Source organism: Mammaliicoccus vitulinus (genome assembly GCF_029024305.1).
In the GTDB taxonomy this organism is placed as follows: Bacteria; Bacillota; Bacilli; order Staphylococcales; family Staphylococcaceae; genus Mammaliicoccus; species Mammaliicoccus vitulinus.
Map to the genome: position 1 here is coordinate 33,492 of NZ_CP118974.1, position 26,074 is coordinate 59,565.

The following is a 26,074-nucleotide window of genomic DNA, read 5'->3' on the forward strand; positions in this document are numbered from 1 at the left end:
CTGATAGTATGAATTGGCTAAAGAAATTTCAGTCCTTACACATTAAACTTGTCGTCATTTATGTTTTATTAATCATTATTGGTATGCAAATTATCGGTTTGTATTTTACAAACAGTCTTGAGAAAGAACTGACGCGTAACTTCAAGACAAACATTGAGCAACACGTGAAACAGATTAATTACAACATAAAGAAAACGTACAACTCAGAAGATCCAAATCGGAACTTCCAAAAAGAAATACAAGGTATACTAGATGACTATGCAAACCGAACTGAAATTGATGAAATTAGATTTATTGATCAAGATCAAATTATCGTTGCGACATCTAAAGCTACAAATCAGAATACCGTCAATCAAAAAGTAAATGATAGCTCTGTACAAAAGGCATTATCGTTAGGTAAATCCAATGATAAAATCGTTTTGAAAAATGATTCTTCAGATAGGAACAGAGTGTGGATTAAAAATAAATCCGTTAAATATGAAGGTGAAGTTGTAGGAGATATATACGTTGAATCAGATATTGATTCTGTATATGAGCAGTTAAACAACATTAACCAGATTTTCATTATAGGTACGGCAATCTCATTATTGATCACAATTGTGCTCGGTTTCTTTATTGCGAGAACAATTACGAAACCAATATCAGATATGCGTAACCAAACATTAGAAATGTCTAAAGGTAACTATACACAGCGCGTGAAGATATATGGAAATGATGAAATTGGTGAACTGGCCTTATCATTTAATAACTTATCGAAACGTGTACAAGAAGCACAAGCGAATACTGAAAGTGAAAAACGACGTCTCGACTCTGTCATCACACATATGAGTGATGGTGTATTAGCGACGGATAGACGTGGTCGCGTACGAATCATCAATGAAATGGCGCTTAAGATGTTGGGGCTAGAACGTTCTGATGTAGAAGCTAAACATATGTTAGACATTCTTAATATTGATGATGATTACTCATTAGATGATTTACAAGAGAACAATGATAGCTTCATTATCGATGTAAACGAAGAAGAGGGTATCATTGCACGCGTTAACTTCAGTACAATCATTCAAGATACCGGCTTTATTAATGGTTATATTGCGGTATTACACGATGTTACAGAACAACATATTTTAGAGAATGAACGACGCGAATTTGTTGCGAATGTTTCACATGAATTGCGTACACCGTTAACATCCATGAGAAGTTATATAGAAGCACTAGAAGAAGGTGCTTGGCGTGATCCAGAAGTTGCGCCTACATTCTTAAATGTTACACGAGAAGAAACCGATCGTATGATACGTCTCGTGAATGATTTATTACAGCTATCTAAAATGGACAATTCAAGTGATCAAATGAATTCAGAGTTGATTGACTTCAATATGTTCATCAATAAAATTATTAACAGACATGAAATGTCACAAGGTAAGAATGTAACATTTATACGTGATATACCAGTTAAAGGACTATTTGTAGAAATTGATCCTGACAAGATGACACAAGTGTTTGATAATGTTATAACAAACGCGATTAAATATTCTCAAGAATCTCAAAAACGTGTAGAGTTTCATGTGAAACAAAATACGTTATATAACAGAATGACGATCCAGATTAAAGATAATGGTATCGGTATACCTGTTAATAAAGTAGATAAAATATTTGATCGTTTCTATAGAGTAGATAAAGCAAGAGCGCGTAAGATGGGCGGTACTGGATTAGGTTTAGCGATTACTAAAGAAATCGTTGAAGCACATAAAGGTAGAATTTGGGCTAATAGTAAAGAAGGTCAAGGCACATCTATTTATATTACCTTGCCATGTGAAGTCATGGAAGATGAGTTTGGTGATTGGGATGCGTAATAGAGAAGTTATTAAATCTGCTATCCTTATCATCCTTGTGTTGGTCAGTGTATTTATGACATACCGTGTATGGACATTCACACCTGAACTGACAGACTTGGAAACGGATGTTAATACCGATACCCCTTCTATTGGACCTAAGATTAGTAAGCCTATTGATAGCGTGATTATGCCTTTTAGAATGATTAATCGCAATGGTACAGACGTGAAAGGGACGTCTAATGTGAAAGATATTAAAAGAATAACGGATCAAATGTTGAGCAAAGAAGTTAAGAAAGTTGATATTTTAAGCAGTGAATCAGTTGTTGAACTTGAAGATTTGTCTGAACGTTATACGATTTTAGACTTCCCTGACAGTGTCCCTAGTGAAATGTACTTGAATCAGGTATTAGGCATGAATATGAGTTATTATCCTAAAGTTAATTTTGATAGAATTTTAGTAGATACTAAGTCTACAAACGAAGCGGTTGTTTATTTATTAAGTGAAGATAAACGTAAAGCTGTAAAGCTACAAACGTCGATGAAAAGTCATAAATTCGATCAAATTAATAAAGCAGCTGCATCAGATTTGAAACCTTATACGGGTATCATTACGAATGAAACGACTACAAATGAAATCAACCAAATTTATGCACCTGAGACTGCTGATAATATGAACATTTACCGTTATGTATCTAATAAAATATCAGTAGCGGACTTAAATGATGTTATTCTTGGAGAATCTGTTATTGCACGCAGTAACGAAGATAACATTTCGTCATATAATAATAATACAGGGATTTCCACTGTAAACGAAGAAAAGCAAACGTATCGTTATACGAATTTATCGGAAGATGAAAATCGTCAAAAAGATATTTCTAAATCGATTACGAATACATTTAAATTTATTAATGAACATGCAGGATATACAGATGAGTTCCGTTTATTTGATACCGATCAGAAGACGGGCAAAATCGATTACCAAATGTTCTTAAACAACTATCCAGTATTTAATGATGATAAGCTATCTTCAATCGAAGCTGTGTGGGGTAGAGATACGATTAATGAATATAATAGAGGATTGATTACAACAGGTGTAGCAGTACCGTCTAAAAAAGAAGCAGATGAATTGCCTTCATCAGAAGAAGTGAGATACGGTTTAGCTTCTAATGCACAAATAGACTTTAATAAAGTTACAAATATAGCGATTGGATATGATTTATCAATACCAAATAATGAAATTGATAATTTACAAGATACAATTGAATTCACGCCAAAATGGTATATTAAATATGATGGTGAATGGAAAAGATATGAGAATGGAGGGCTTACTTAATGGATTGGAAACATGCCAAGTCACTCTTCATCATTGTGTTCGTTTTGATTAACATTGGATTGGTCGTCGTCTATTTTAATAAAATTAACAACTCGATCGTTCAAGAATCTAACGCACAATCAGATGTAAATTTCTCAAAAGAAGGAATAGAAATTCCACAGTTACCAGAGTATAAAGATAAAGAAATGCAAGCCATAACAGGCAGTAGTAAATCGTTTAGTTCTGATGAACTTGAAGGTGTGTATACATTAACTGAAAAAGACACAAAGATAAATAAAGACATCAATGTAGACTTAGATAAAGATAGCAAACAATCATCATTCAAAAACTTCATCAATAAAGAGTCCTTTAAAGGTAAAGAATACAAAGATAAAAGTAACAACACTGATAAAAATAAAGTGATTTACGAACAAAACTATGAAGGTTTACCTATACTGAATAATAGTAAAGGGCAAATCGTCTTTAATATAGAAGAAGGTAAAGTAAATAAATATACACAAACATATTTAGATAAACTGAAACCAGGTAACGGAGATAACAATCATAAGCAAAAAATTGCAGATGCTAAGACAGCCCTAGACATATTGTATTACAACACATACCTTAAAAAAGGTGATAAAGTAGAATCCGTGAGATTAGGCTATTATAGTGTCGTTAAAGAAATTGGAGGACAAGTACTTGTTCCTTCATGGGAAGTCAAAATTAAATCCAAAGAAAACGGTAAAAGTAAGACTAAAGTATTGTACATTGATGCAATCAAACCAGAATCAACCGTGTTAGAAGAATCATAAGAGAAGGTAATTAAAGGAGATGAACACTTGTGATCGCAATGAGCGTACTCGCAAGTGGCAGTACAGGAAATGCCACTTATATAGAATCAGATAAAGGAAGCCTACTCGTAGACGCAGGGTTGACAGGTAAAAAATTAGAAGGTCTGTTTCAACAAATAGACCGTAACATCAGCGACTTAGAAGGCATCTTAGTAACCCACGAACATGTCGATCACATAAAAGGGTTAGGCGTACTTGCACGTAAATATAAACTACCTATCTATGCCAACAAGAAGACGTGGCAAATGATAGAAGCTAAAGATAAGAATATACCACTTGATCAAAAGTTCAACTTTGAACCATATGAAACAAAAACATTAGCAGGTATTGATATCGAGTCATTCAGCGTGTCACACGATGCGATAGATCCACAGTTCTATATCTTCAATCATGACTATAAAAAATTTACAATGATAACAGATACAGGATACGTGTCAGACAGAATGAAAGGTATGATACATGGTAGTGATGCATTTGTATTTGAAAGCAATCACGACGTAGATATGTTAAGAATGGGTAGATATCCATGGAAGACAAAGCAACGTATATTAAGTGATATGGGTCACGTATCTAATGAAGACGCAGCACATGCAATGTGTGACGTGATAACAGGTAATACAAAACGCATTTATCTTTCTCACTTGAGCCAAGATAATAATATGAAAGATTTAGCAAGAATGAGCGTAGGACAAATATTAAACGAAAACGACATAGATACAAACAAAGAAGTCATCCTATGCGACACAGATAAAGAAAAAGCAACGTCAATATATTATATATAGGCAAAAGATATCCCCAATTTCAGATTTGGGGATATCTTTTTAGTTTGTACACAGTTATACCCAATTGTCCACAAACTGTGCATAACTACATGGGTTATCCACTATTCTATCCACAATGTATATAATTCAGTGGATAAATAGCACCAAAATGTATAAAAATAAACGACTAAATATTAAGAAAATATACAAAAATATTGAAATGTTGATATAATGATAAAGAAAACTGTGCATAAGTTGATAACCTGTGGATAACTTTTAAGACAATGAATAAAGGTGGATAATGATGAAAATAACAATCATAACAGTCGGTAAACTAAAAGAGAAGTACTGGAAACAAGCCGTAGATGAATATAATAAGAGATTAGGCGCTTATACGAAGACAGAATTAATCGAAGTAGCAGACGAAAAAGCACCAGATAATATGAGTGAAAAAGATATAGAGATCGTGAAAGAAAAAGAAGCGGACCGTATTATGTCGAAAGTAAAACAAGACAGTTACGTCATTACCCTGGAAATAGAAGGTAAGATGTTAACAAGCGAGCAGCTTAGTAAAGAAATCGATAACCTCATGACACGAGGAAATTCACACATCACATTTATTATTGGCGGATCAAACGGATTGCATAGTAAAGTACTCCAACGCAGCAACTACGCCCTATCATTCAGCAAAATGACCTTCCCACATCAAATGATGAAAGTCGTGTTGATGGAGCAAGTATATAGAGCATTTAAGATAATGCGTGGGGAAGCGTATCATAAGTGATGCGGTTTTTTAATTACTTATACACATTATTTGTTATATTCCAAATTTTAATATATTGAGGTATAATGCAATTATGGAGTTGAGATGATGCAAAATGTATATATTCTTTCAGAAGAACGACCTAAAAAAAGTGTGGTTTATCAGTTGTTATTATTAGTTCAATCACATTTGAATAACAAAAATATTAAAGAGAATGAAATACTTCGCTTAAATGAGGAAAAAACTAATTTTAAAATAATACCTGAAATAATCGACGGTAGATTTACGTTTAATTATTTAGTAAAAGGAATAGAGATTGAAGGTATTAATAGTATAATAATAAAATTGTCAAAAGGATATTCAAGTTTCGTAGATTTTTTAGTTTTTATACAAAATGAAATACCAAATCCGGAAAAAGAAAATAACTTAATATTTGGTGTTGAAGAAACTAAAACTAGAGATAGTGAAAGTAGAAATACAGGTGTTTATCAAAGAGGGTCGAAATTTGTCTTTTTTGAACATTTTTATCCTGATTCAAAGTTATACATGCTATATAATGATAGTAATAAAGATAGTAAAGTGAAACCTTCTGAAACTAGTGTGTTTGGTACTAGTCTTTATAAAAATCTCGATGTATCTTTAATAGGTAAAGATGACAAATGGTTTGAATCTTTTAGAAGCATAGAAGATTTGATTGAATTTAAATCTTCTATGAGAAAACCACCAAAAGGAAATGTACCGGTAGATATAAATCTTGATTTAAATAAAAATCTAATAACTATATCTGGAAGATTAGCAAAGCCAGCGAATGCAGGTAACATTGGTCATGATCCTAATATTGGAGCCTTAACATTAATTAGTTCTGTTTTGAGAAAGTTAGGTTGGAATGGAAAGATAGTCATCACTAGGCATGGAGTGTCACAAACTTACATAAATCGTAATAAAAAAAATAAATTTTTATTACTTTGTTCAATATTAAATATAGAGTTAGAAAATATAGAAATGGATTTAACAGAAATTAAAGCATATATACCTTCTCAATATTGGAAATATGAAAACACTAGTGAAAAAGTTACGGATATTTTCTTACATTTATTATGTGATTATTTTGATATTCCAGCAATTTATGAAAATCATGCAGGAAGTGAGAGAGGATACTTTATAACTGAAAATCAGAACATAGTAATACCTAAAAAAAATAAAATGAATCAATTATATTATATACCTGATGTAGTGATAGCTAATCACAAAGAAAAAGAGCTTTTATTAGTAGAGGGCAAAACATATGAAAATTGGAAAAAAGGTATAGAAGAGTTAGAAAATTATCCAACTTTTGAAGAGGATTTCTTGAAGAAATATTACCCTGATTATCAATTTTCAAAATGGGTTACTTTATATTCATCTAATAACCAGGACGAATTACCTCATAAAGATGTGTTATTAAATGTGAATAATCTCGGTCAAATAAATCTTAGCGATAATAGTCCAAAATGGTTAGAAAAAATAATGAAAAAAATGACTTAGATTTCATTCTAAGTCATTTTTTTTAAAACAATTTTTGTTGCTTAAACTTCGTTCTTTTATTGGCTATAGAAACATACTTCTCATCTATATCAAAACCTATAAAATTACGATCGGTATTCATCGAAGCCACTCCTGTAGTTCCGCTTCCCATAAAAGGATCTAATATAATATCTTCTTTATTGGAGTGTATATTTATTAAGTGTTCAATAAGTTTAACGGGTTTTTGAGTAGGATGGTATCTTTCAAAGCCGCCACCACTTTCGGAAGGAAATTTTAATACTGACCGTTCCATCGCACTATCTTGTCTATTAAAAGTCCAACTCTTACCAGGTTTTACATACCATTGAAGCATTTCTATATCAGGTGCATAACGTCTATCTCTATTACGTGGCATGGGGTTAGTTTTTTGCCATATGATTGTATCTTTATATATAAATCCAAGATTATGACATATTTCAGTTAGAATGCTGGATTTTTTAAAGTCATTAAAAATAATTAGACTGCCCCCAGGTTTGATTACTTCATAAGCAGCTTCTATCCATAACTGATTATCAAAGTTTTTGTCCCAATTGCCAAAATCAGTACCAACGCGACTATTTTTTCGGTCTTTCATTGTTGCAAAATTAGATTTTCTTGAAATCACATATGGTGGGTCTGCAATAACTAAATCGATTAAAGCATTTGAAGCAATTAATTTTTTAATTCCATATACACAATCAAATAAATAAGTACGGTTGAAATCCATATTAATCACCTTAATTTTAGTATTTTAAAATATTGCCATTAGAAACGTCGTAATTTGTAATAAGTACTTCTTTACTGCCGACACCTTTTGAATTGTATGACGAGTTATTATAATTATAATTTAATACATGTACAGCTACACTTTTATTTTTTATGAAATTCTCTAATAAAGTATGCTGCTTTTCTTTATTTTCTAAGACATTAGACATAGCCCATCTAACTTTATTACTAGTAAGTTGATTAAGTAAATTATACATTTTTAATTCTTGATTTTCATTCCAATTTGTAAAACCTCTATTTCCATCATTGTAACTGGCTCTAGTTATAAGATAAGGAGGATCTAAGTATACAAAGTCGTTAGGTTTTAAATCTGACAAATTTAGGTGTTCAAAAAGATAGTCTGTAAATAGAGGCTTTATTTCATTCAATCTCTTGACAAATTTATATAGATTACTTCTCATATTATTTGTGAATTGAGAACGATTTTTACCAAATGGATTATTAAATTTCATAGAATTATTAAATCTTATTTGATAATTATAACTATACGCTACTAATACATATAGATTAATAGGTGAGGGATTAGAGTTATAGTAATTTCTAAATGCGAGAAAGGCTTCTTGATTTGTTTTAGATAGATTCCAATTAGTAATTATTTCATCTATATTATAAATTAATTCATCAGGATCTTGAGTTGAAAAAAATCTGAACATTTCATTAATTTTGTAATTCATATCATTAAACCAATATTTTTTAGCCTCAACATTAATACCTACGTTGGCCCCCCCACTAAATAAATCAACAAAAAGATCTATTTCGTTTGGAAATAATGGTATAATTTGTGGTAGCAATTTATATTTACCACCAACATAATTCAATGGGCTTTTTAACATTATAAACTCCTTTTTATTAAAATTTTCTAATATAAATTAAAATTTCATACAGCCCTTCATTTATTGAAGGAATCTTCGATTTATATTTTCGATAAGGTATTCTTTTTATATCAACTTTTTTATTGAAGGAATGATTTTGCATTATATTTATTAGATCTTCTTCACTAATTATTCCCTCATTATTATAACTCAATATAATATGTTTTGAATTGATATTACTAATCAGCTCTTCAAGAGATTCTTTAGCTTTCTTCTGCATGGAGTATGTACTTTTTAAATTACTGTAATCCATTAATCCTGTTACACCAGATAACTCAGGCTTTTTATTTGAAGCTATATTTTCTAACACATGATAATTTGGGGCATATTGTCTTTTATTATATGGGGGATCCAAATATGCAATGTCTGATTTAATAGTTTTAACCAAATTATTGGCATTCTCATTAAAAGATAAATTAGATTTGTTGTTATTTACTATTTTTACTGCTTTTAAAGTTAGCGGTTTTAAAGCACGTGTATCCCATTTTTTTAAATAGGCTCCGTATGTCCCTGTTATATTACTTATAAATGGAATAGCTTGTATCAATGATGTAAGTAAATAGTAATACTCCAAATTATCAATCAAACTTTCCAACTTCCATTTGTCAATTAAAGTACGGATTCCATCAATCTTTTTAGCATTTTCAACAGTAAAATACATTCTTTTAGATTTCCCACTAGGGCTATAATTCTCCTCGTAGTAGCCAACTTCATTTAAACTAAAATCAATTTGATTTAAAAAATCTATAGGATTTTCAATACCAATATTTTTGAGGTTTTTGAAGGAAGGAGTTTCATTATTTTCAATACTGATTTTAGCCATTATATAACTAAAGTAAAGAATGTCATTACTGAAAATTTGATAATCTTTTTTAAAGTATTCACTTACAACATTACTACCAGCGAACACATCAAAAAAAGTTTTTTCATCACCATCAGAATGTTCATTTAATATCTCTTCGATGTTTGTTAATAAATTTGTTTTTGATCCAATAAATCTCATTTCTACAACTCCTCATAATATACTTTACCATACTATCAGATAATGCCTTAGGCAACAATAAAATTAAGGTCTAGAATGAAGATCGTCACTTTAATGATAAATTTATTCACAAAATCCCAATATCCATTTTTTTCTTGCTTTTGGATTAAGTGGATGCATGATTTCATTTGTTTCTGGATTAATAAGTTGCTTTACTTTCTTCTTATGAGGTTTCAACATTTCTAATACTTCATTGACCCTAGACTCAACAACTGTTTTTTTAGCGTATGCACCCCAAGCTAATATAACTTCATCTGCTTCTTTTACAGCTTTCATGATTTGAATGTCTGTATGTTTATCATGGCTATTTTCTATATGCTTTATATTTGTGGTTGTTATCATGTTTGAATATAGATTCACAAAATCAATTGATCCGAAGTCTTCCATTTCAGATACTTTATTTAGAATTAATTGAGTCGTTAAATCAATATTGAGAATACCATCATAATGCGGATACATTGTGATGATTGTGATCGTTTGTTTTTCACTATCCCATGTTTTCTTAAGTAGATAGCGATGTTGTTGGTCATCACTGAATATGGCTTCAGTTTCTAATGTATTTTTTATTGTTTCCATGTAATATTCACTCCTCTAGTATTCTTCTGGTAGTAACATGACGTAATAGGAAAGGCCTACATCATCTTCTCTGATAATGTAGACTTTATTGATATTGATAGGCTGTTTGACGTTTGCCTTATGAATTTTGATATACTCTGGACGCTCTTGTATATGCTTGATATATAATTGACTATTATGCATATTGAGTTGGAATATATGAAAATAATCCAATGATTCATTTGCTTTGGACTGTTCGTTTTCGCGTTGTGCTACAAGTTGCCATAATTGATGTTGTAAGGTGATAGGTAAGCTATTGGCAATACCACGAGTGATATATCTATTCATAAGTGTTTTCCTTTCGTTCTGATTCTTTCATCCAAATGATAATTTCACTAAGAATTGTAATGACGATTTGTGTAATTTTGATGTATTTATGCATATTATTGTCCTCCTGTTAGTAAGTATCGTTGATCCAAAAGGGGCATGATAGTGTTGTGTAGGTATAAGAAATCCATATCGTGATTTTCATCGATATAACCAATGGCTATGAGTTGTTTCTGATGGTAGAGAATGAAAGGATAGATATTACTTTCGTGAAGTGTGTCAGAGTAGTAGGTATTAGTCTGAAGTATTTTATTACTGAGTGGGCCAAGTCTTACATATTGATTGGGTAAGATATCATCAGCGATTTCCTCGATAGATTCGCAGTGCCACACTTCGTCCTTTGGCAGATTGAATAAGTTGGTTATATAGTGCTTGAGTTGTTGTTCTAGTGTCATTATTATGACCTCCTAATGTATTTGATTGATGTATGTACGTGATACATCATTTTGATAATATAAGTTTGAAATAACGTTTGTTTCGCTTAAAAATCCCACTGAAATACAGAAAAGATCCCAATCGAAAGTCGTCACAATTGTTGGTATGACAAGGAAATCCCGTTATCCCGATCATTTTTTGGGAAATATAGCTATATATTTATATATAGTTTGGATTTGTAGGTGTGGTTATGATTTACTTTTTCTTTTTATATTATTTATTTATAAATAATAATGGGATTTTGGGATTACGCTTGCGTAATCCTTCTCTTACATGAAGTTAGCCAATCCCGTTACTATCCCACTTATATTTTGTTTTGGGATGTTCTTTCGTCATATCAATATAAGCTTCACATTGAGCCATGATTTGTTAGCGTGTTGAATATATTTGTTAGATGAGTGTTATTGAATGACGAAAGGACAGTACATTTGTATTAGATTTGAAGAAAGAGCGTTTGAGGCAAAAATAAAGACGAAGTGCTGAGGAGCACTTCGTCGAGTGGGGTATCATTGAAAAGTTGTTTAATAATTTCATTATTGAGTTTGAGTGTAACGTAGAATTGTTTTTTATGATTACCGTCTTTACGAATATCGATACGATCAATGACCGTAAGGTATAATGCTTTGAGTTGTGCTTTATCCATTGATTCTACGTTTTGAAATATTTGTTGTAATAGGGCAGCGATTTGCTTCGTATCGTAAGATGGTTTTTCTTGGTTTTGTTGCTGCTTGAGTTGATTCATTTGGTTTGTGATATCATTCAGTTGTGTTTCATATTGATGAATGGTTGGTTTGAGCGTAGATGCTAAGTCTGGATTGTCTTCGATGGTTTGAATTAGATTTTTAAGTTTAGTGTTAATTTCATCAAATTGTTGTTGTTTATAAGCAATATCATGGTTAAGTGCAGCTACATCGACTTGATTCTCTTGATTGACACGTTCGACAACTTGTTTGAGAACTTTATCACTTTTGACAATTTCAAGTATTTGGTCCATAACATATTTTTCAATGACATCGGCTCTAACACTATTCGCAGAACATACCTTTGAGCCTTTATTTCGAAAATTACTACACGAATAGTAACGAATACGTTTTTTAGTACCGTCTTTGAGTGTATTGGTTGTATTTGAAGCTGCATATGCTGCACCACATTTTTCGCAGAAAATTATTCCAGTTAACAGATTTGTCCCTTTACCATGTACCTGTGGCTTTTTGCTTACTTGCTTCTTACGTGCTTGGACTTTATCCCATAAATCTTGACTAATAATAGGCGTGTGTTTACCTTCAGCGATTACTGGCTTATCGTTTAATCCTTTACGTCGTTTATCATTCCAATCTTTGTATTTTGCGAATTGAATTTTACCAATATAGAATGGATTTGAGAGAATATAAGTAACAGCTGAAATACTAAATGGATTGCCTTTTTTAGTCACATAGCCTTTGTGATTGAGTGCATTGGCTATTTTACGATAACCATGACCTTTGGCATAAGATTCAAAAATATATTTCACAATATTGGCTTCATGTTGGTTAATCATGAGTTCATGTTTACTGTCAGGTATTTTATCATAAGCTAACGGTAAATTGCCCTGATAATAGCCTTCTTGAGACCTTCTCAACTGCCCCATAAATGCTCCCTCGGCGATGTTATTCCTTTCAAATTCAGAGAAGGAAGCTAAAATTTGTAAGAGTAATTTTCCACTATTTGAGTCAAATTTCATGTTTTCGGACAAGCTAAAGAATTCAACATTTTGCTTGTGTAATCCTTCAACAATTGTTAACAGGTCAGATGTGTTACGCGCTAAACGACTTGTTTTATATATCATAACACAATCCAATTTACCTTCTTTAGCATCTTTTAACATGCGTTGTAACTCTGGGCGATTCATTGTTTTTCCTGAAACACCACGGTCAGCGTAAATATCAAAAACTTCATATCCGTGGAATTGGCAATATTCCTTTATTTGTGTAATTTGACCATTAATACTAAATTTATCAATGTCTTGAGAAATTGTTGAAACTCTAACATAACATCCTACAGATTTTCTTTTCATTTCTTTCATATTTTTCATCCTTTCATTAATTAAGCAATCGATGATTGCGTAGCTTGGTTTACAATGTTTAGCGGTTCATTTTTGAAATAGATTCCCACAAGGCTTTTGTTTTTAGAAATATGAATTTCATCAATATATCGGTATAACATGCTTAACGTGAAGTGTTGTTGAATTACATTTTCAAAAGACCTTTGAATTTGTTGCTCATTTATTGATAGTGTTGGTTTTGATTGTTGAAGTAACGATTGAGATTGTTTTCTGAACGTTTCTGCATCGATGGCTCCTTTAGCTAATTTATCTATCAATTGTTCTTGTGTAAGTGTGCTCCTAGTTTCTAGGGCCCTTTGTTTTTTGATCCGTTTTTGAATTACATCGTTGATTTTTAAGTAAAGTTGTTGATTTTGAAAGAAGTCCTGACATGTAGTTAAGACTTGAGTTTCTAGTTTTGGCGCATTAATCCCTTTGAATTCACAGACAAAATGAGATGCATTCATATTTCGAGAACAGACATAGTAACGTAATGCATGGTTCTTTTTTCTAATTGTCATATTGGTAAGGGTTGACCCGCAATAAGGGCATTTGATTTTTTGTTTGAGTTGATTGTCTGAAGGTGTTCGTTTGATTTGTTTTTGCGATCGTAGAGCTTGCGCTTGTTCGTACATATTTGTAGAAACAATAGACGGAAACATGTTGTCATATTGTCCATATTTATTGATAACACGACCACAGTAATTGGGATTCATAATAATATTACGTACTTGATAAGGTTTCCGGTTGAGTAGTTTGTTATCTTCTTCTAAGAACTGTGTAATTTTTTTATAGCCATTACCTTGAAGATAGTAATTGAATACGGCAATTACCGTTGGTGATTCATTCTTATTTATCGTGAATGTACCACGTTTGTAGTGGTAACCAAAGGGGGCGTGTGTAGTTATCAATTTACCCTGACGCGCTTTTTCTTTTATCCCGTTGCTTACTTGTTCGCCAATATTATCAGATTCTAATTCGGCCAAGCTGATGAAAATATTAAGTTTAAGCCGATCGAATGCTTTATCCATATCAAAATAGCCATCATGAACACTTAAGATATGAACATGATATTTTTGGCACAATTTCATGAGTTTTAATGCATTTTTTAGATTACGATGAAGTCGATTCAGACGATAGCAACATAGTACGTCACATCGTCCTTGTTGAATCAGTTCAGTAATTTGCTGGTAACCGTTTCGCTTATCAGTGCGTCCTGATTGCTTATCGCTATAAAATGTGATGTGTTGAATATTGTGTTTTTCAGCTAATGTCTTGATGGCTTGTTTCTGTGCCGGAAGTGATTGTTGTTTTGTTGTACTTTGACGTAAGTAACCCATTGCTTGTTTCATCCTGTTTCCTCCTTCCACAGTGATAATATATATTTATGAATGAATTTACACATAAGCCCAACACCAGTGAGGTGTTGGGCGTTATTATTAGTCATCAGTGTGATTGATTTCTTCAATCACTAAATCAGCAAGTAATGTGATTAATTCGTCCATATTATTCCTCCCAATTGACTTTGATAGTAGTAAAAGTGTTATACCAACATCGGAAATATTGTAATGAATTCGATATTTAGCTTTGAGCAGAGTCTGTCCAATTCAGAGTAATCTTCATAGGTGCCCCAAAAGACAATACGTTTAGGTTTGATGTTTTTAAGTTTAATGTCATTTATTAATTGGTTATCGTTGTCATAAGCTTTTGTAATTTTATAACCATTTGACTTACAGAAAGTTTTAATGTCATCAATAGGCGTGTTTTCTAAAAATTCAGATCTTTCATCTGTAATATTATGTGTTAATGCAATTACGTTCATAATTTTTTCCTCCGATTGATTTAATGAGCTACAACGCGTTTATAGCGTTGTAGCGGTATAACATTCAAATTTATAGTTCTAAATCGTCACTTGCTTCTTTTTCTCTGGCTTGATTAACAAAGTCATTAAGCAAATTTTTATTTGTATTATCAACGAATGGTGGTGGTATACTAGGTTCTGTTTTAGAACTCAAACCAAACATTGAAGCATAAGTCATATCTAGCTTAAGATGGTAAAAGACAATAGTCTTCTTTTTACCATTAGAATCTGGAACGCTACGTTTTGTTGTTTTACGGTTCCGATCAGAATGGATATAACCTTTGTCTCGTAAAGCATCAATTACAATATTTACATCTTGGAATTGATTTTCATTCAACATATTTTTAAATACATTTTTCAGGATTTTAACTTGTATGTGGTCTTCTTTGAGTTCAATAAGTCCATAATTCTCAATCATTCTTGATAGCTTGGCATCCTCAGAGAATTTCCCCCGGTTTTGCGCTACAAACTGAACAATGACCTCGATAGATTTCTCTGCTAGTGAGCGTTCTGAAACTGACTCCAAGTGATAACTAACCAAGTATTCTCTTACTGCATCTATATCAATAGGCACTGCAATAACACGTTCGAATATCCGAGCAGATGTCGCAATCACTGCATAGCGTTTGAACATACGAATACCAGTATTACTCGTTTCATTTTTTAGTTGGTTTTTGAACCAATCATGTTCCGCATGAAACCATTTAATTACTTCGTTTTCACGTTTTAAAAGATATTCAGCTACTAATGGCATGATATGGCCATAATTGACCGATGTAGCCCTTTTAATTGCATCTGCATTGTCAGCACTCGTCGTAAAAGCTTCTGATATTTCAATGGTACGAACATTTAATCCATCATTACGTGCACTATTATTTAAAACACTGTGTTCTGCCGTACTTATCACTGAGGTCCCCCAATTTTTGAGTGCTTTGACATTACCATCTATATTAGATCGTTGTCGGCCTTGTCCTTCTGCCAGACTGTACAACAACCCAGTAGTGTCTTTGAAGGTTGCAGCCGATAATTCGTCCAATACGATAGGCAAACCATAATTGCTACTTAAATATCCTTCAAGCGCGTTTCTAGTACCATTCCAAGACCTAAAAAGTGTATTGCTACCTTTAGTAGGATTGCCGGCTATTGAAACAGCTAAAGCGGCTGCAGTCGATTTACCTGTGCTTGAATTTCCCATAAATGAGAATATGGTTCCCGCAAACTCGACCTCATGTCTTGTTTTTAGGAACGCAGTAACTAATGAAGAAGCAGCAAATACTACTGCAAGTTCTAGTAGTAAGTTCCCTTTAACTTGTTTTAAGTACATCTCCCACCAGCCTTTGAAAGTACCTTTTGGTTGTAAATCATAGTGTGTTTCACAAATGATTTCATTAGCTTGAGATTGCTCTATTTCTTTTGAAAAGTATGGTTTATCCAATGAAATGACCATACCTTCATCATCAGACTGTAATACACCTACGCCGGTATATAATTTAGATAATGGAAGTGACTGGCGCATCGATTGTAACGCATAGCTTAATGATTTAATGTACCGTTCATTGATGTTGAAGCCGTACTTAATCAATCCAGGTAGCTTGAAAGATGTTAAGATATCTGATGCTTCAATACGTTCAATATTTTTTCCATCTGTAATAATCAGCTTCTCAACCCCTGTAGACGGGTCGAGAAATTTATTTTCAATAATGATGGGACTAGACAATTGAATGATTTTTTCTACATCATTGTTACTTTTAGGTGGAATCACTTCATAAAAGCCATTTGAATTTAAAAAATATGGATATTGCTTGAATATGTTGTTAGTCATTAGTTGTTACCACCTTTCCAGTTATGTTTGTGAAGCATTGGATTAGGTCCTGTCTTACGATAAACTAAGTTCCCGTTGCTATTCTTACCAATAATGACAAATGGGACATTTGGCATGTTCTTTACAAAGTATGCAAACCAGCGACCAACATCTTGTTGTACGTCAGTTGAACATGTAACGTTGGACGCCAAATTTAAATCGTTAAACGTAAAATCTTTACCAATTGCTAAATTAAAAGCAACACCACAAGCGCGTCTTTTTAACAAAAGAAAGCAATAACTTTTTTTGCTCATATAAAATTCCTCCTAATAATTAAAATCATCAAATTTGATGTAATTACATACTAATCCCTCACAAGTAGGCTTAGTTTCAAATTTTTTAGGGAAATTTTAGGACATTGATATAAAGGGGTTTAAAAGAAAAAATACCTATCGAATACATGTATTCGATAGGCAATTAATTTATTAAAAATAAATATTTCTATGCTTTTTACTGTTTTTAAAACGTGATTCATAAAATTTACTAATAAGTTGAGTCATTAATGTATCACGAAAATCGTTAGGATTAGAGGTCGAACCATATCTACTATAAAATGTGCTTATGTCATAGTCAGCAAGTGTTGAAAGTAGTTCACTTTCAATAGTTGAAGTTAGTTTGCGATTCATTTGAATGGTTTTAGCAACTACCGACTTTAAATCTGAATTTCTAGCATAGCCATTAATTAGGTTTTCTATATGCTGTGATTTTTGATCGTATTTTACAACCCAATTCTTTAAGTCCTGTTTAAGATTACTTATTATATGTAAAGATACTAGTATGTCTTGCTCTGTTGCTTTTTGTATTATGACACTTACAGTTTGAATGAGTTCATCTAATAAATCTGAAATAGCTGTAAATAGGGTGAAATGAAACGTATCTTCAATAGTTGTCTTATAATAGAGTTCATTATAACTGATTAGATTTTCCTCCTCCATGAATTCATCAATTTTTTCTTTTGACTGTATAATGTCATCAACAGTTATTGTTTTTTTGCGCAAGCTTTCATTTGCAATACTGCGAATAAATTTAAAGTAAGGGTCATTTTTATCGTATAGATAAAGTGAAACACCAATAGCAGCTTGTCTGAATTGATCGATATTGTCAGATTGTTCTAAAGAATCATTTTTATGAGTTGACGGTTTAATACTATTTGCAATGTCAAAATATTGGGAGTCGCTTTTTCGTTGTTTAATTAAATTTTTATTAATTAATTTTATAAAATAGTTTGACTTATTTTGACTTAATATGCCTTTTTCCAGATAGGAGTCCTGCTTTTCTTTATATACAAGATATTTAGTTAAGAAATCACTTATTAAAATGTCATTATATGATTCTGCAGTTAAGTCTTGATGGTTCTTTATAATTTCATTTTTAAGTTTGTTGAATTCTGAAGATGAATTTAATTTATCTTTGTTTTTATTCATTTTAATTTGAATATCCCATTTTTTAAGATTTATCTCACCCATTATTTGTCTTCTTACATTTTCAGCAGTTTGTTTAGCAAATTCTGTTTTGTCTGAAATGGCAAGTAAGAATTCATCAAAGTATGATTCTATTGTTTTTAAATCTAAGAATAGGAGAACGGAAGAACCTTCTTCAATGATTTCTTGTGATATATCATCAATATCAATTTTACTTTGACTATCTATAAAAAATGATAATTTATCATTTTTGAAAATTTCCGATTGATATATATTTGGGACATTGTCAGTAAAGATGCCGTTTGAATCTGATTTCACTGTATGTTGTTCAAATATTTGATCTGATTGATTTATAAAGTAGCTAATATAAACTGTTTCATTAGGTAATGATCTTCCTTTAATTAAGTTATTTTTATCAAATATGATGCTTTCTGGCACAAACTCATTGCTGATTTTATGTATAAAATAGTTAAATTTCTGAAACCATAATTCTATTTTCCATTTGTTTTTTATCATACTAATCATCCATTTCTATAAACTGTTAATAATTTTGGGTGAATTTTGAATGGTATAACTATTATAAGATAGCAAGTGCTGTTTTAATATACTTAGCCTTTTCAGCAGTTTTTTTAAAATCAGACTCTATGTCTTTTATAGCTTCCTCAATATCATTGATCATTGGTTTATTAGCTTTAAAAAAAGCAATTCCATGCTCATCTTTCTCGGATGGCTATTTAATCGGTATGGAGTTATGTTATGAGTATATTCATCTCTATACTTTACGGTACGGATAGGACTGTTTTTATTAAGTATATTCCCTAATTTGTTATAAGTTTCATTGTCAGAAGCCTTTAATTTGCCTACTAACTCTCTTTTAAAACCTAATTCTAATTTAACTTCATAAGAATGGGTTAATTCTCTTACTAAGATATACATTAAATCGTGTAAAGTATGTAAAAAATGAAGGGCTATGTTGTGATAATAAAATACCCAAGTCATTATATTTTTAATCTTATTAATAGTTTTCATGCTTATTAAGCCAGAAACAGCAAAGTATATATCAGGATTTTCTTTGATGATTTCCATACTTACATTTTTGACGAATATGTATTATAACGGTAAAGCTGAAGAGCATAAAAGAATTTCAAACACCCCACTATTTTTGTTTGATAGCGCTAAATATTTATATGAATTAAATGAGGACTTTGTAAAGAATAGCATACAGATAGATATCTTTAACTTTAGTAATGAATCATCTTTAGTAACAAATGATAAAGCTAAAGCACATTATATAGGAAAAAATAAAAATTTTATATATTTAAAAAATGTTTGTGAGATAGCTAAGAATGTAATTGTTGAATACTGTCAAAATGTTATTTGAAATGTTTATAGAGAAAAAATACTGGAAATATCATGATCACTGGTTAGGATATTGTACAAATGAATTGATACAAATTGACCCACAAGAGAAATATTATAAATTTGGCATTCAGACCGTATCCAGTTATTTAGATTATATGCAACAAAGGGAAACGTCATTCCCAACATTTTTAGAAATGTTAATGGCGACTTATTACTTAGTAGAAAAAGCAAAAAAGACAGGCTATGCTGAACTTATTGAAACTTATGTAGATGAAGAAAAATTCATTCCAGCTTTGCCTATCCACCTATCGCCTTTATCTACGCACTCCACCTTTAAAATCTACAATTTCTTTATGCTTATTCATTCACTATCCCTCCATACTCTTCTTATCGTTCTTTTAATTCACACCTCCTTTTCCCTCGTCACTCGGTCATGGCAGTTTGTAATTCTTGTTCAATTAAGTCGATATGTGTACTGATCAAATTCCGTTGTTCATTCAAGAATTTTAGGTGTGCGCGTAACACGCTTGGGACATCTATTTGGTTTTGATAAAGCATATCTGTGTTTTTTCGGATTTCTTTTAATGGCATATTCAAATTGCTTAGGCACTGGATAAATTTAATCATTTCGATATCGTCGTCTGTGTATAAACGCTTGTTATTGCTATCTCTGTCGATGTGTTTCAAGATATTCTTTTTCTCGTAATAACGCAGTTTGCTTTTAGGTATATTGCAATAATCTGAGACATATTCAATGTAATATTGTTTCATGTAAGCATATCCTTTCTCTTAAACCAAGGTTTAACTGATATTGTACTCTATATAAACATGAATGAGGAGGAAATACAATGAAAAAAGCTTTAATTGTTGTAACAAACATTGCGAAATACGATAATTTAGACAGACCTACGGGTGCGTGGTTCTCAGAGGTTACGCATTTTGCGAAAGATTTCTATGACGCAGGTTATGATGTTGATTTCGTAAGTCCGAACGGTGGATATGTGCCTCTTGATCCTATCAGTCTTAACCCTGAAATGATGGGAGCTGAGGACTGGGAATACTACACGGATCATGATTATATGAATAAATTTGGACAAACATTATCTCCAAAAGAGGTTAATCCTAGCGACTATCAAGCCATTTACTTTGCAGGTGGACATGGTGCGATTTGGGATTTTAGAAATAACAAAGAACTTAACGACATTGCGTTAAGTATTTACAATAACCAAGGCATTCTCTCTTCTGTATGTCATGGTGCGGCTGGTCTACTCGACATTAAAGAAAATGGCGATTACCTCGTTCGTCATAAAGACGTGACTGGTTTTACAAATAGTGAAGAACAAGCAAATGGTACAACTGAATACATGCCATATTTATTAGAAGACGAATTTATTAGTAACGGTGCACATTTTAAAAAAGAGGATGACTGGAGCAATTTCGCAGTCGTAGATGGTCGCATTGTGACTGGTCAAAATCCTCAATCAGGACATGCTGTTGCTGAACATGCTTTAAAAATCTTAGCTAATCAATAATTTTAAAAAGGAGCGATACACATGAAATCGTTAATAATTGGTGCTCATGGTGGCGTTGGTCAACATCTCGTACGCAAACTCAAAGCACGAAACGTTGACTTTACTGCCGGTGTTAGAAAAGAAGAACAAGTTGAAGTTTTAAAAGCAGATGGTATTGATGCAACTTACATTGATGTTGCAAAACAATCTATTGATGAATTAATAGAATTATTTAAACCGTATGATCAAATCCTTTTTTCCGTCGGTTCTGGTGGAAGCACAGGTGACGATCAAACAATCATAGTAGATTTAGACGGTGCAGTGAAAGCAATTAAAGCAAGTGAACACGTCGGTCGTCAACATTTTGTTATGGTATCAACGTACGACTCACGTCGAGAAGCGTTTGATGCGTCAGGCGACTTGAAACCATATACCATTGCTAAACATTATGCGGATGACTACTTAAGACATGCAAATTTAAAATATACCATTGTGCATCCAGGCGCTTTAACAAACGAACATGAAACGCAACAATTCAATATGAGTGCGCAATTTGAAAATGTACAAAATCCGTCTATTACAAGAGAAGATGTAGCAGAAGTGCTTGTTTCTGTATTAACTGATGAAGCATTACAAGGTCACGAATTCCAAATCATCAATGGTGATTTGTCATTATCAGACGCAACGACTAAATATCTGGAAGAATAATAAATGAATAATCAACAAGTTGTACTTGCAAAACTACCATAAGGTATCCCTCAAGACCGTTGTATTTAGATTTGAAACAATAGAAGCACGAGAACCTTAAGTAGGTGAAGTTCAAGTAGACTCCATTTATTTATCTATAGATCCTTACATGAGAGGTAGAATGAATGATACAAAAAGCAATATTCAACCTTTCTAAGTGGATGAGCAATTACAATTTGTCATGTTCGCACTCGCGAAACTATTATAAGACTTATCATAGCAACGCCTGGAACATTACGTTTTGTTCCAGGCGATTTTTTTATATTTACACTTAAAATCAATGTATATCAAATGATTCTCAACATGAGGCATGGCAATGTATATGCGCTCTTTGTTTAATTATGATTATATCAAACATTTACTTTGTAATTTGTCTATAGTGATAAGTCTCTAAACTAAGAAAATCAAAAGTTAAATTGCGTGTATGAATGTAAAAAGAAGTAAAAAATTTATATTTTTATATAATTATTTTGTGGCATTGTAATATTAATGTAATAATGTGGCCTGTAAGACAAATATGAGGAGGGTTTTTATGAAAAAAGTTTCTAAATTTATTTTAGATAGTAGTTTAGTTTTGAGCTTTTCTGTAACGCCCGAATTATTTAATGTCACTCAAGCACATGCACAAGAATCTGTGAAACCTTCTTTTAATTATAGAGGTTAGACAGCACATCAAAGTAACTTTATTCTAGATAAGAAATTTAAAACATCTCTAAAAGCTGTTAACTTCAAGATTAATAATTACAAGATTACTAAAAATAATAAAGACTTATACGATCCAACATATTACGGGGTTTCTAAACATAAAGCGAATGGTGTTTTCTTCTTATTAGACCGTAAGTCAGTGAGCAAAAAAGAATTTTTGAATCATTACGGTGAAGCAAAGTATACATCTACATCAGCCTGAGGTAAAGAATATATCTATAAAATTGAAGATAAAGATGTGAGATTTTTTGTTAACCAAAAGGATTATGTCATCAAAGGACAAATCATTAGTGAATAAAATGAGATACTAAGCATGTATGAGAAGTGGGATAAAATTCATTTTGAATCGTAGTCTCGCTCCCTAAATTAATTTATACTGCACTCATCCCACTATTCTTAAAAAGGCTTTGTTTATTTTACTCTAAAAAATCAAAACAAAATATATGAATTCATATTAAATATTATTTGATTCTTTATTCAGATTGTTATATCATATATATGAACATATATTAATATATGTAGATAAATAGTGATTATTATATATAAGGTTTTGAATTGAAACCTAAAGTGAGGGAAGGAGAATGGAAGAAAAAAAGGAATTAGAGGAAGTAAATAATAAGGACTTAGATGATGAAACATTATTTGTCGTATCGCAAACATTTAAAGCGTTAGGTGATCCTACGAGAATCCGGATTCTCCATTTGCTCTTTTATAAGGAGTATTCGGTAAACGGTATTGCTGAAACGCTACATCTTAGACAATCAACAGTTTCCCATCAATTGCGGTTCTTGAAAAATTTACGGTTAGTAAAATTCCGAAGGGAAGGCACAACATTGTTTTATTCCCATGATGATGAACATACTATGAATATGCTAAAACAGGCGATCGATCACGCCTGTCATCACTAGTATTCCGTAAACCAGTAATGAGTGTTAATAATAATTCACGTCATTAATATTGTTATATGAAAAGGGGATTTTGCAATGGATATGGAAAACAAAAAAACAGAATGGAAAGCGTTGTATGATATCTCGAAGGAAAGTGAGATGGGTGTAGCAGAGAGGGTTAGTGAATACGGTTGATAAATTCATAGGATGTATTATTGGATACAAAAAGTTTGGATGTGGTCAATTAACGTCCTGGTTTAGTAAAGCTTACTGCGAATATATTGGAACCCGATATATCATATTTATTTAGAAAGGTGATAGAAATGAAAAATATTCAAGAGCAACAAGCACACGAAAGTCATAGCCACGATCATAGTCATGATCATGATCACGGAAAAATGCCAATTATTTCATATTTTATTGGCTTAGTGTTGGCTATAATTGGGCTTTTTTTAAGTGATGCAAATTTATTAATACAAAACATCTTATTTTCAATTGCCACAATCACAGCCGGCTACCATGTAATTATTCTCGAAGGAATTGGAGAGACAGTTGAAAATACTAAATTAAAGGGAAAATTCACTCCTAATTCTCATATTCTAATGGGATTAGCTGCAATCGGGGCTTCTCTGATAGGGAGTTTTTGGGAAGGAACCCTTTTGATACTTATTTTTTCCGGCGCTCATTTTCTTGAAGATTACGCTGAAGGAAGAAGTAAAAGAGAAATTACTAAGCTACTCGAAATGAACCCAACGACAGCTAAATTAATCCTACCTGATGGAAACACAAAAATTGTTGATGTCAGTGAATTAAAAGTTGGAGATCAACTCCAAGTGCTGAACGGTGATCAAGTTCCAATTGATGGGATTATTTTATCCGGTACTACCTCAATTGATGAATCTTCTATTAATGGAGAAAGTATACCGAAAGAGAAGTCTAAGGGTGACGAAGTTTTTGGAAGTACGATTAATGGAACAGGTACTTTTACTATGGAAGTCACTAAGGAAAACAAGGATACTGTATTCTCTAAAATTTTACAATTAGTTAGTCAAAACCAAGATAATCAAACAAAAGCTGCCAGTATCATTCAAAAATTCGAGCCTAAATATGTTAATATAGTTTTAATCGCAATACCATTAGTAATGTTACTTGCTCCTTTTCTATTTGATTGGACATGGTCGCAAAGTGTTTACAGGGGATTAGTGCTTTTAGTCGCAGCTTCACCGTGTGCTTTGGCAGCAGCTACTGTATCTGTAACATTGTCTACAACATCTAACCTAGCTAAAAAAGGCGTGCTTTCAAAAGGAAGTACTTACCTATCACAATTAGCGGATATAGATGCAATTGCCTTCGATAAAACAGGAACCCTTACGAACGGAGAACCTAAAGTAACAAATTACTATTTCACTCATTCTGTGAACGAAGAAAATATTATTGATATTATAGTCGCCCTTGAAAAGGAATCCAATCACCCACTCGCTAATGCTATTTTAGAAAAATTTGAAGTTAAAAATAAAATAGACATCGAAGTTACTAATCAAATTGGAAAAGGTCTGACAGGAGATTATAATGGAAAAAATTATCGTATTGGTAAGCCTACTTCTTTTGAAAGTGCTTCTGAAGAGTATACCCAGTTCAATCATGATTGGGCATCAGAAGGAAAGACGGTTGTATACGTAGCAGAAAATGAAGAAGTTATTGGGATTATAGCTCTAATGGATATTCCGAATGAGCATGCTAAAGAAACAGTTAATTACTTTAAGAAACTTGGTATCCACACGACTTTAATTACTGGTGATTCGGAAATGACGGGAAAAGCTGTAGGCGAACAATTGGGAATAGACGAAGTTATCGCTAATGTAATGCCTGAAGATAAATCCAGAATTATAGAAGAACAAAAAGAAAAATTTGGAGTTACTGCCATGGTCGGAGATGGTGTGAACGATGCACCGGCCCTTGTTAATGCTGATGTTGGTATAGCTATGGGGGGCGGTACTGATGTGGCAGTAGAAGTATCTGATTTGGTTTTAATGCAGAACAATTTATCTAAATTAGTACAGTCTCATAAAATTTCCTCAAATATGGGTCGTGTTATTAGGCAAAATATTATTTTTTCAATGGCAGTTGTTGCCTTTTTAGTTGTCGTTAGTTTGTTAGGATTAACTGATATTACAATCAGTGTAATTGTTCATGAAGGAAGTACTTTAGTTGTTATACTAAATGGACTTCGATTATTAAGATCTAAATAATGAACGAATCGATTGACATGAATGAACTTTGAAGTGTGGATTCTACAATGCTCCCATAACATTGGACACTAAAAAACAGAGCAATCTAATAAAGATGTTATGAGTAAAAACAATGCCTTGCATACCGTTTTTATCATACGGGCGGTCAAATAAGCAATTAAAGAGCATGGGAAGCATAAAATCATAAACAGTGACTTAAGGCAGCCAGTTTACATTCAAAAGTTAAATTGACTGTATTAAAAGTTTCGAAAC

25 protein-coding genes and 3 pseudogenes are annotated in these 26,074 nt (G+C 32.1%); 14 read left to right on the plus strand and 14 right to left on the minus strand.

The genetic code is table 11. The features are described 5' to 3' along the window. Nucleotides 1–8: 8 nt before the first annotated feature. The 6 genes from walK (at nucleotide 9) to PYW35_RS00185 (ending at nucleotide 7,043) form a co-directional block, all read left to right on the plus strand. Nucleotides 9–1,850 carry a cell wall metabolism sensor histidine kinase WalK gene (gene walK, locus PYW35_RS00160; RefSeq protein ID WP_103322417.1) on the plus strand — a complete coding sequence of 614 codons (1,842 nt, stop codon included), beginning with the start codon at nucleotides 9–11 and terminating at the stop codon, nucleotides 1,848–1,850. Continuing rightward, complete coding sequence (locus tag PYW35_RS00165; RefSeq protein ID WP_103322418.1) at nucleotides 1,843–3,165, plus strand: YycH family regulatory protein; 1,323 nt, start codon at nucleotides 1,843–1,845, stop codon at nucleotides 3,163–3,165. Before walK ends, PYW35_RS00165 begins: the two co-directional genes overlap by 8 nt. Next, complete coding sequence (locus tag PYW35_RS00170) at nucleotides 3,165–3,956, plus strand: two-component system regulatory protein YycI (protein ID WP_103322419.1); 792 nt, start codon at nucleotides 3,165–3,167, stop codon at nucleotides 3,954–3,956. Before PYW35_RS00165 ends, PYW35_RS00170 begins: the two co-directional genes overlap by 1 nt. 38 nt (nucleotides 3,957–3,994) lie before the next feature. After that, on the plus strand, nucleotides 3,995–4,777 hold the full coding sequence (locus PYW35_RS00175; RefSeq protein ID WP_103322423.1) for an MBL fold metallo-hydrolase: 783 nt from the start codon (nucleotides 3,995–3,997) through the stop codon (nucleotides 4,775–4,777). Nucleotides 4,778–5,060: 283 nt separating this feature from the next. Further along, nucleotides 5,061–5,540, plus strand: coding sequence for a 23S rRNA (pseudouridine(1915)-N(3))-methyltransferase RlmH (rlmH, locus tag PYW35_RS00180; protein WP_103322420.1), 480 nt, complete (start codon nucleotides 5,061–5,063; stop codon nucleotides 5,538–5,540). A gap of 87 nt (nucleotides 5,541–5,627) precedes the next feature. Then, nucleotides 5,628–7,043 carry a hypothetical protein gene (locus PYW35_RS00185; RefSeq protein WP_103322421.1) on the plus strand — a complete coding sequence of 472 codons (1,416 nt, stop codon included), beginning with the start codon at nucleotides 5,628–5,630 and terminating at the stop codon, nucleotides 7,041–7,043. 22 nt (nucleotides 7,044–7,065) lie between these two features. On the opposite strand, the gene PYW35_RS00190 is transcribed toward PYW35_RS00185, so the two are convergent. From PYW35_RS00190 to PYW35_RS00250, 13 genes are all read right to left on the minus strand, one after another. Further along, complete coding sequence (locus PYW35_RS00190) at nucleotides 7,066–7,788, minus strand: DNA-methyltransferase (protein ID WP_103322422.1); 723 nt, start codon at nucleotides 7,786–7,788, stop codon at nucleotides 7,066–7,068. A gap of 16 nt (nucleotides 7,789–7,804) precedes the next feature. Beyond that, nucleotides 7,805–8,680: a Dam family site-specific DNA-(adenine-N6)-methyltransferase gene (locus PYW35_RS00195; RefSeq protein ID WP_239102456.1), complete on the minus strand. Its 876-nt coding sequence runs from the start codon at nucleotides 8,678–8,680 to the stop codon at nucleotides 7,805–7,807. Between the two features lie 16 nt (nucleotides 8,681–8,696). Beyond that, complete coding sequence (locus PYW35_RS00200; RefSeq protein WP_239102458.1) at nucleotides 8,697–9,722, minus strand: DNA adenine methylase; 1,026 nt, start codon at nucleotides 9,720–9,722, stop codon at nucleotides 8,697–8,699. Nucleotides 9,723–9,824: 102 nt separating this feature from the next. Next, nucleotides 9,825–10,337, minus strand: coding sequence for a DUF1643 domain-containing protein (locus PYW35_RS00205; RefSeq protein ID WP_103323364.1), 513 nt, complete (start codon nucleotides 10,335–10,337; stop codon nucleotides 9,825–9,827). A gap of 15 nt (nucleotides 10,338–10,352) precedes the next feature. Further along, nucleotides 10,353–10,664 carry a DUF960 family protein gene (locus tag PYW35_RS00210; RefSeq protein WP_103323363.1) on the minus strand — a complete coding sequence of 104 codons (312 nt, stop codon included), beginning with the start codon at nucleotides 10,662–10,664 and terminating at the stop codon, nucleotides 10,353–10,355. A gap of 95 nt (nucleotides 10,665–10,759) precedes the next feature. After that, a complete protein-coding gene (locus PYW35_RS00215; RefSeq protein ID WP_103323362.1) occupies nucleotides 10,760–11,098 on the minus strand; it encodes an SAUGI family uracil-DNA glycosylase inhibitor in 339 nt (112 codons plus the stop codon). 473 nt (nucleotides 11,099–11,571) lie between these two features. After that, complete coding sequence (gene ccrB / locus PYW35_RS00220; RefSeq protein WP_103323361.1) at nucleotides 11,572–13,200, minus strand: cassette chromosome recombinase CcrB; 1,629 nt, start codon at nucleotides 13,198–13,200, stop codon at nucleotides 11,572–11,574. Nucleotides 13,201–13,220: 20 nt separating this feature from the next. Beyond that, a complete protein-coding gene (ccrA, locus tag PYW35_RS00225; protein ID WP_103323360.1) occupies nucleotides 13,221–14,570 on the minus strand; it encodes a cassette chromosome recombinase CcrA in 1,350 nt (449 codons plus the stop codon). A gap of 191 nt (nucleotides 14,571–14,761) precedes the next feature. After that, on the minus strand, nucleotides 14,762–15,040 hold the full coding sequence (locus tag PYW35_RS00230; RefSeq protein ID WP_031903869.1) for a hypothetical protein: 279 nt from the start codon (nucleotides 15,038–15,040) through the stop codon (nucleotides 14,762–14,764). A gap of 70 nt (nucleotides 15,041–15,110) precedes the next feature. Next, nucleotides 15,111–16,901 (minus strand): cassette chromosome replicative helicase, encoded by a 1,791-nt coding sequence (cch1, locus tag PYW35_RS00235; protein ID WP_103323359.1) that lies wholly within the window; start codon nucleotides 16,899–16,901, stop codon nucleotides 15,111–15,113. Continuing rightward, nucleotides 16,901–17,194, minus strand: a complete 294-nt coding sequence (gene ssb / locus PYW35_RS00240; protein ID WP_031863540.1) for a cassette chromosome ssDNA-binding protein — start codon at nucleotides 17,192–17,194, stop codon at nucleotides 16,901–16,903. Before ssb ends, cch1 begins: the two co-directional genes overlap by 1 nt. 171 nt (nucleotides 17,195–17,365) lie before the next feature. Further along, nucleotides 17,366–18,877, minus strand: coding sequence for a hypothetical protein (locus PYW35_RS00245; RefSeq protein ID WP_103323358.1), 1,512 nt, complete (start codon nucleotides 18,875–18,877; stop codon nucleotides 17,366–17,368). A 159-nt stretch (nucleotides 18,878–19,036) separates the two neighbouring features. Next, entirely contained in the window at nucleotides 19,037–19,447 is a 411-nt protein-coding gene (locus PYW35_RS00250; protein WP_199186561.1) for a hypothetical protein, read from the minus strand. Between PYW35_RS00250 and PYW35_RS00255 the strand changes: the two genes are divergently transcribed. Continuing rightward, complete coding sequence (locus PYW35_RS00255) at nucleotides 19,437–19,742, plus strand: hypothetical protein (RefSeq protein ID WP_233664233.1); 306 nt, start codon at nucleotides 19,437–19,439, stop codon at nucleotides 19,740–19,742. The two genes, PYW35_RS00250 and PYW35_RS00255, sit on opposite strands and share 11 nt — an antisense overlap. Next, nucleotides 19,717–20,019 (plus strand): annotated as a pseudogene (locus PYW35_RS00260) (poly(glycerol-phosphate) alpha-glucosyltransferase); the annotation flags it as partial. The gene PYW35_RS00255 and the pseudogene PYW35_RS00260, both read left to right, overlap by 26 nt. Before the next feature lie 127 nt (nucleotides 20,020–20,146). Here the strand turns inward: PYW35_RS00260 and PYW35_RS00265 are convergent. Next, nucleotides 20,147–20,494 carry a MerR family transcriptional regulator gene (locus PYW35_RS00265; RefSeq protein ID WP_103323357.1) on the minus strand — a complete coding sequence of 116 codons (348 nt, stop codon included), beginning with the start codon at nucleotides 20,492–20,494 and terminating at the stop codon, nucleotides 20,147–20,149. Nucleotides 20,495–20,571: 77 nt separating this feature from the next. Between PYW35_RS00265 and PYW35_RS00270 the strand changes: the two genes are divergently transcribed. The 6 genes and pseudogenes from PYW35_RS00270 (at nucleotide 20,572) to PYW35_RS00295 (ending at nucleotide 25,822) form a co-directional block, all read left to right on the plus strand. Beyond that, nucleotides 20,572–21,255, plus strand: a complete 684-nt coding sequence (locus PYW35_RS00270; RefSeq protein ID WP_002511752.1) for a type 1 glutamine amidotransferase domain-containing protein — start codon at nucleotides 20,572–20,574, stop codon at nucleotides 21,253–21,255. Between the two features lie 21 nt (nucleotides 21,256–21,276). After that, nucleotides 21,277–21,942: an SDR family oxidoreductase gene (locus PYW35_RS00275; protein ID WP_002511751.1), complete on the plus strand. Its 666-nt coding sequence runs from the start codon at nucleotides 21,277–21,279 to the stop codon at nucleotides 21,940–21,942. A 45-nt stretch (nucleotides 21,943–21,987) separates the two neighbouring features. Next, nucleotides 21,988–22,135, plus strand: a pseudogene (locus tag PYW35_RS13265) (NADP-dependent oxidoreductase); the annotation flags it as partial. Nucleotides 22,136–22,513: 378 nt separating this feature from the next. Beyond that, nucleotides 22,514–22,984: pseudogene (isaB, locus tag PYW35_RS00285) on the plus strand (immunodominant staphylococcal antigen IsaB family protein). 283 nt (nucleotides 22,985–23,267) lie between these two features. Further along, nucleotides 23,268–23,594 (plus strand): ArsR/SmtB family transcription factor, encoded by a 327-nt coding sequence (locus tag PYW35_RS00290; RefSeq protein WP_000391495.1) that lies wholly within the window; start codon nucleotides 23,268–23,270, stop codon nucleotides 23,592–23,594. A gap of 302 nt (nucleotides 23,595–23,896) precedes the next feature. Then, nucleotides 23,897–25,822, plus strand: a complete 1,926-nt coding sequence (locus tag PYW35_RS00295; protein WP_053027547.1) for a heavy metal translocating P-type ATPase — start codon at nucleotides 23,897–23,899, stop codon at nucleotides 25,820–25,822. Nucleotides 25,823–26,074: the final 252 nt, after the last annotated feature.

Excerpts from the sequence above, each read along its gene's own strand:
- walK (WP_103322417.1), top strand. The coding sequence starts at position 9 with ATGAATTGGCTAAAGAAATTTCAGTCCTTACACATTAAACTTGTCGTC.
- PYW35_RS00165 (WP_103322418.1), top strand. The coding sequence starts at position 1,843 with ATGCGTAATAGAGAAGTTATTAAATCTGCTATCCTTATCATCCTTGTG.
- PYW35_RS00170 (WP_103322419.1), top strand. The coding sequence starts at position 3,165 with ATGGATTGGAAACATGCCAAGTCACTCTTCATCATTGTGTTCGTTTTG.
- PYW35_RS00175 (WP_103322423.1), top strand. The coding sequence starts at position 3,995 with ATGAGCGTACTCGCAAGTGGCAGTACAGGAAATGCCACTTATATAGAA.
- rlmH (WP_103322420.1), top strand. The coding sequence starts at position 5,061 with ATGAAAATAACAATCATAACAGTCGGTAAACTAAAAGAGAAGTACTGG.
- PYW35_RS00185 (WP_103322421.1), top strand. The coding sequence starts at position 5,628 with ATGCAAAATGTATATATTCTTTCAGAAGAACGACCTAAAAAAAGTGTG.
- PYW35_RS00190 (WP_103322422.1), bottom strand. The coding sequence starts at position 7,788 with ATGGATTTCAACCGTACTTATTTATTTGATTGTGTATATGGAATTAAA.
- PYW35_RS00195 (WP_239102456.1), bottom strand. The coding sequence starts at position 8,680 with ATGTTAAAAAGCCCATTGAATTATGTTGGTGGTAAATATAAATTGCTA.
- PYW35_RS00200 (WP_239102458.1), bottom strand. The coding sequence starts at position 9,722 with ATGAGATTTATTGGATCAAAAACAAATTTATTAACAAACATCGAAGAG.
- PYW35_RS00205 (WP_103323364.1), bottom strand. The coding sequence starts at position 10,337 with ATGGAAACAATAAAAAATACATTAGAAACTGAAGCCATATTCAGTGAT.
- PYW35_RS00210 (WP_103323363.1), bottom strand. The coding sequence starts at position 10,664 with ATGAATAGATATATCACTCGTGGTATTGCCAATAGCTTACCTATCACC.
- PYW35_RS00215 (WP_103323362.1), bottom strand. The coding sequence starts at position 11,098 with ATGACACTAGAACAACAACTCAAGCACTATATAACCAACTTATTCAAT.
- ccrB (WP_103323361.1), bottom strand. The coding sequence starts at position 13,200 with ATGAAAGAAATGAAAAGAAAATCTGTAGGATGTTATGTTAGAGTTTCA.
- ccrA (WP_103323360.1), bottom strand. The coding sequence starts at position 14,570 with ATGAAACAAGCAATGGGTTACTTACGTCAAAGTACAACAAAACAACAA.
- PYW35_RS00230 (WP_031903869.1), bottom strand. The coding sequence starts at position 15,040 with ATGAACGTAATTGCATTAACACATAATATTACAGATGAAAGATCTGAA.
- cch1 (WP_103323359.1), bottom strand. The coding sequence starts at position 16,901 with ATGACTAACAACATATTCAAGCAATATCCATATTTTTTAAATTCAAAT.
- ssb (WP_031863540.1), bottom strand. The coding sequence starts at position 17,194 with ATGAGCAAAAAAAGTTATTGCTTTCTTTTGTTAAAAAGACGCGCTTGT.
- PYW35_RS00245 (WP_103323358.1), bottom strand. The coding sequence starts at position 18,877 with ATGATAAAAAACAAATGGAAAATAGAATTATGGTTTCAGAAATTTAAC.
- PYW35_RS00255 (WP_233664233.1), top strand. The coding sequence starts at position 19,437 with ATGATTTCCATACTTACATTTTTGACGAATATGTATTATAACGGTAAA.
- PYW35_RS00250 (WP_199186561.1), bottom strand. The coding sequence starts at position 19,447 with ATGGAAATCATCAAAGAAAATCCTGATATATACTTTGCTGTTTCTGGC.
- PYW35_RS00265 (WP_103323357.1), bottom strand. The coding sequence starts at position 20,494 with ATGAAACAATATTACATTGAATATGTCTCAGATTATTGCAATATACCT.
- PYW35_RS00270 (WP_002511752.1), top strand. The coding sequence starts at position 20,572 with ATGAAAAAAGCTTTAATTGTTGTAACAAACATTGCGAAATACGATAAT.
- PYW35_RS00275 (WP_002511751.1), top strand. The coding sequence starts at position 21,277 with ATGAAATCGTTAATAATTGGTGCTCATGGTGGCGTTGGTCAACATCTC.
- PYW35_RS00290 (WP_000391495.1), top strand. The coding sequence starts at position 23,268 with ATGGAAGAAAAAAAGGAATTAGAGGAAGTAAATAATAAGGACTTAGAT.
- PYW35_RS00295 (WP_053027547.1), top strand. The coding sequence starts at position 23,897 with ATGAAAAATATTCAAGAGCAACAAGCACACGAAAGTCATAGCCACGAT.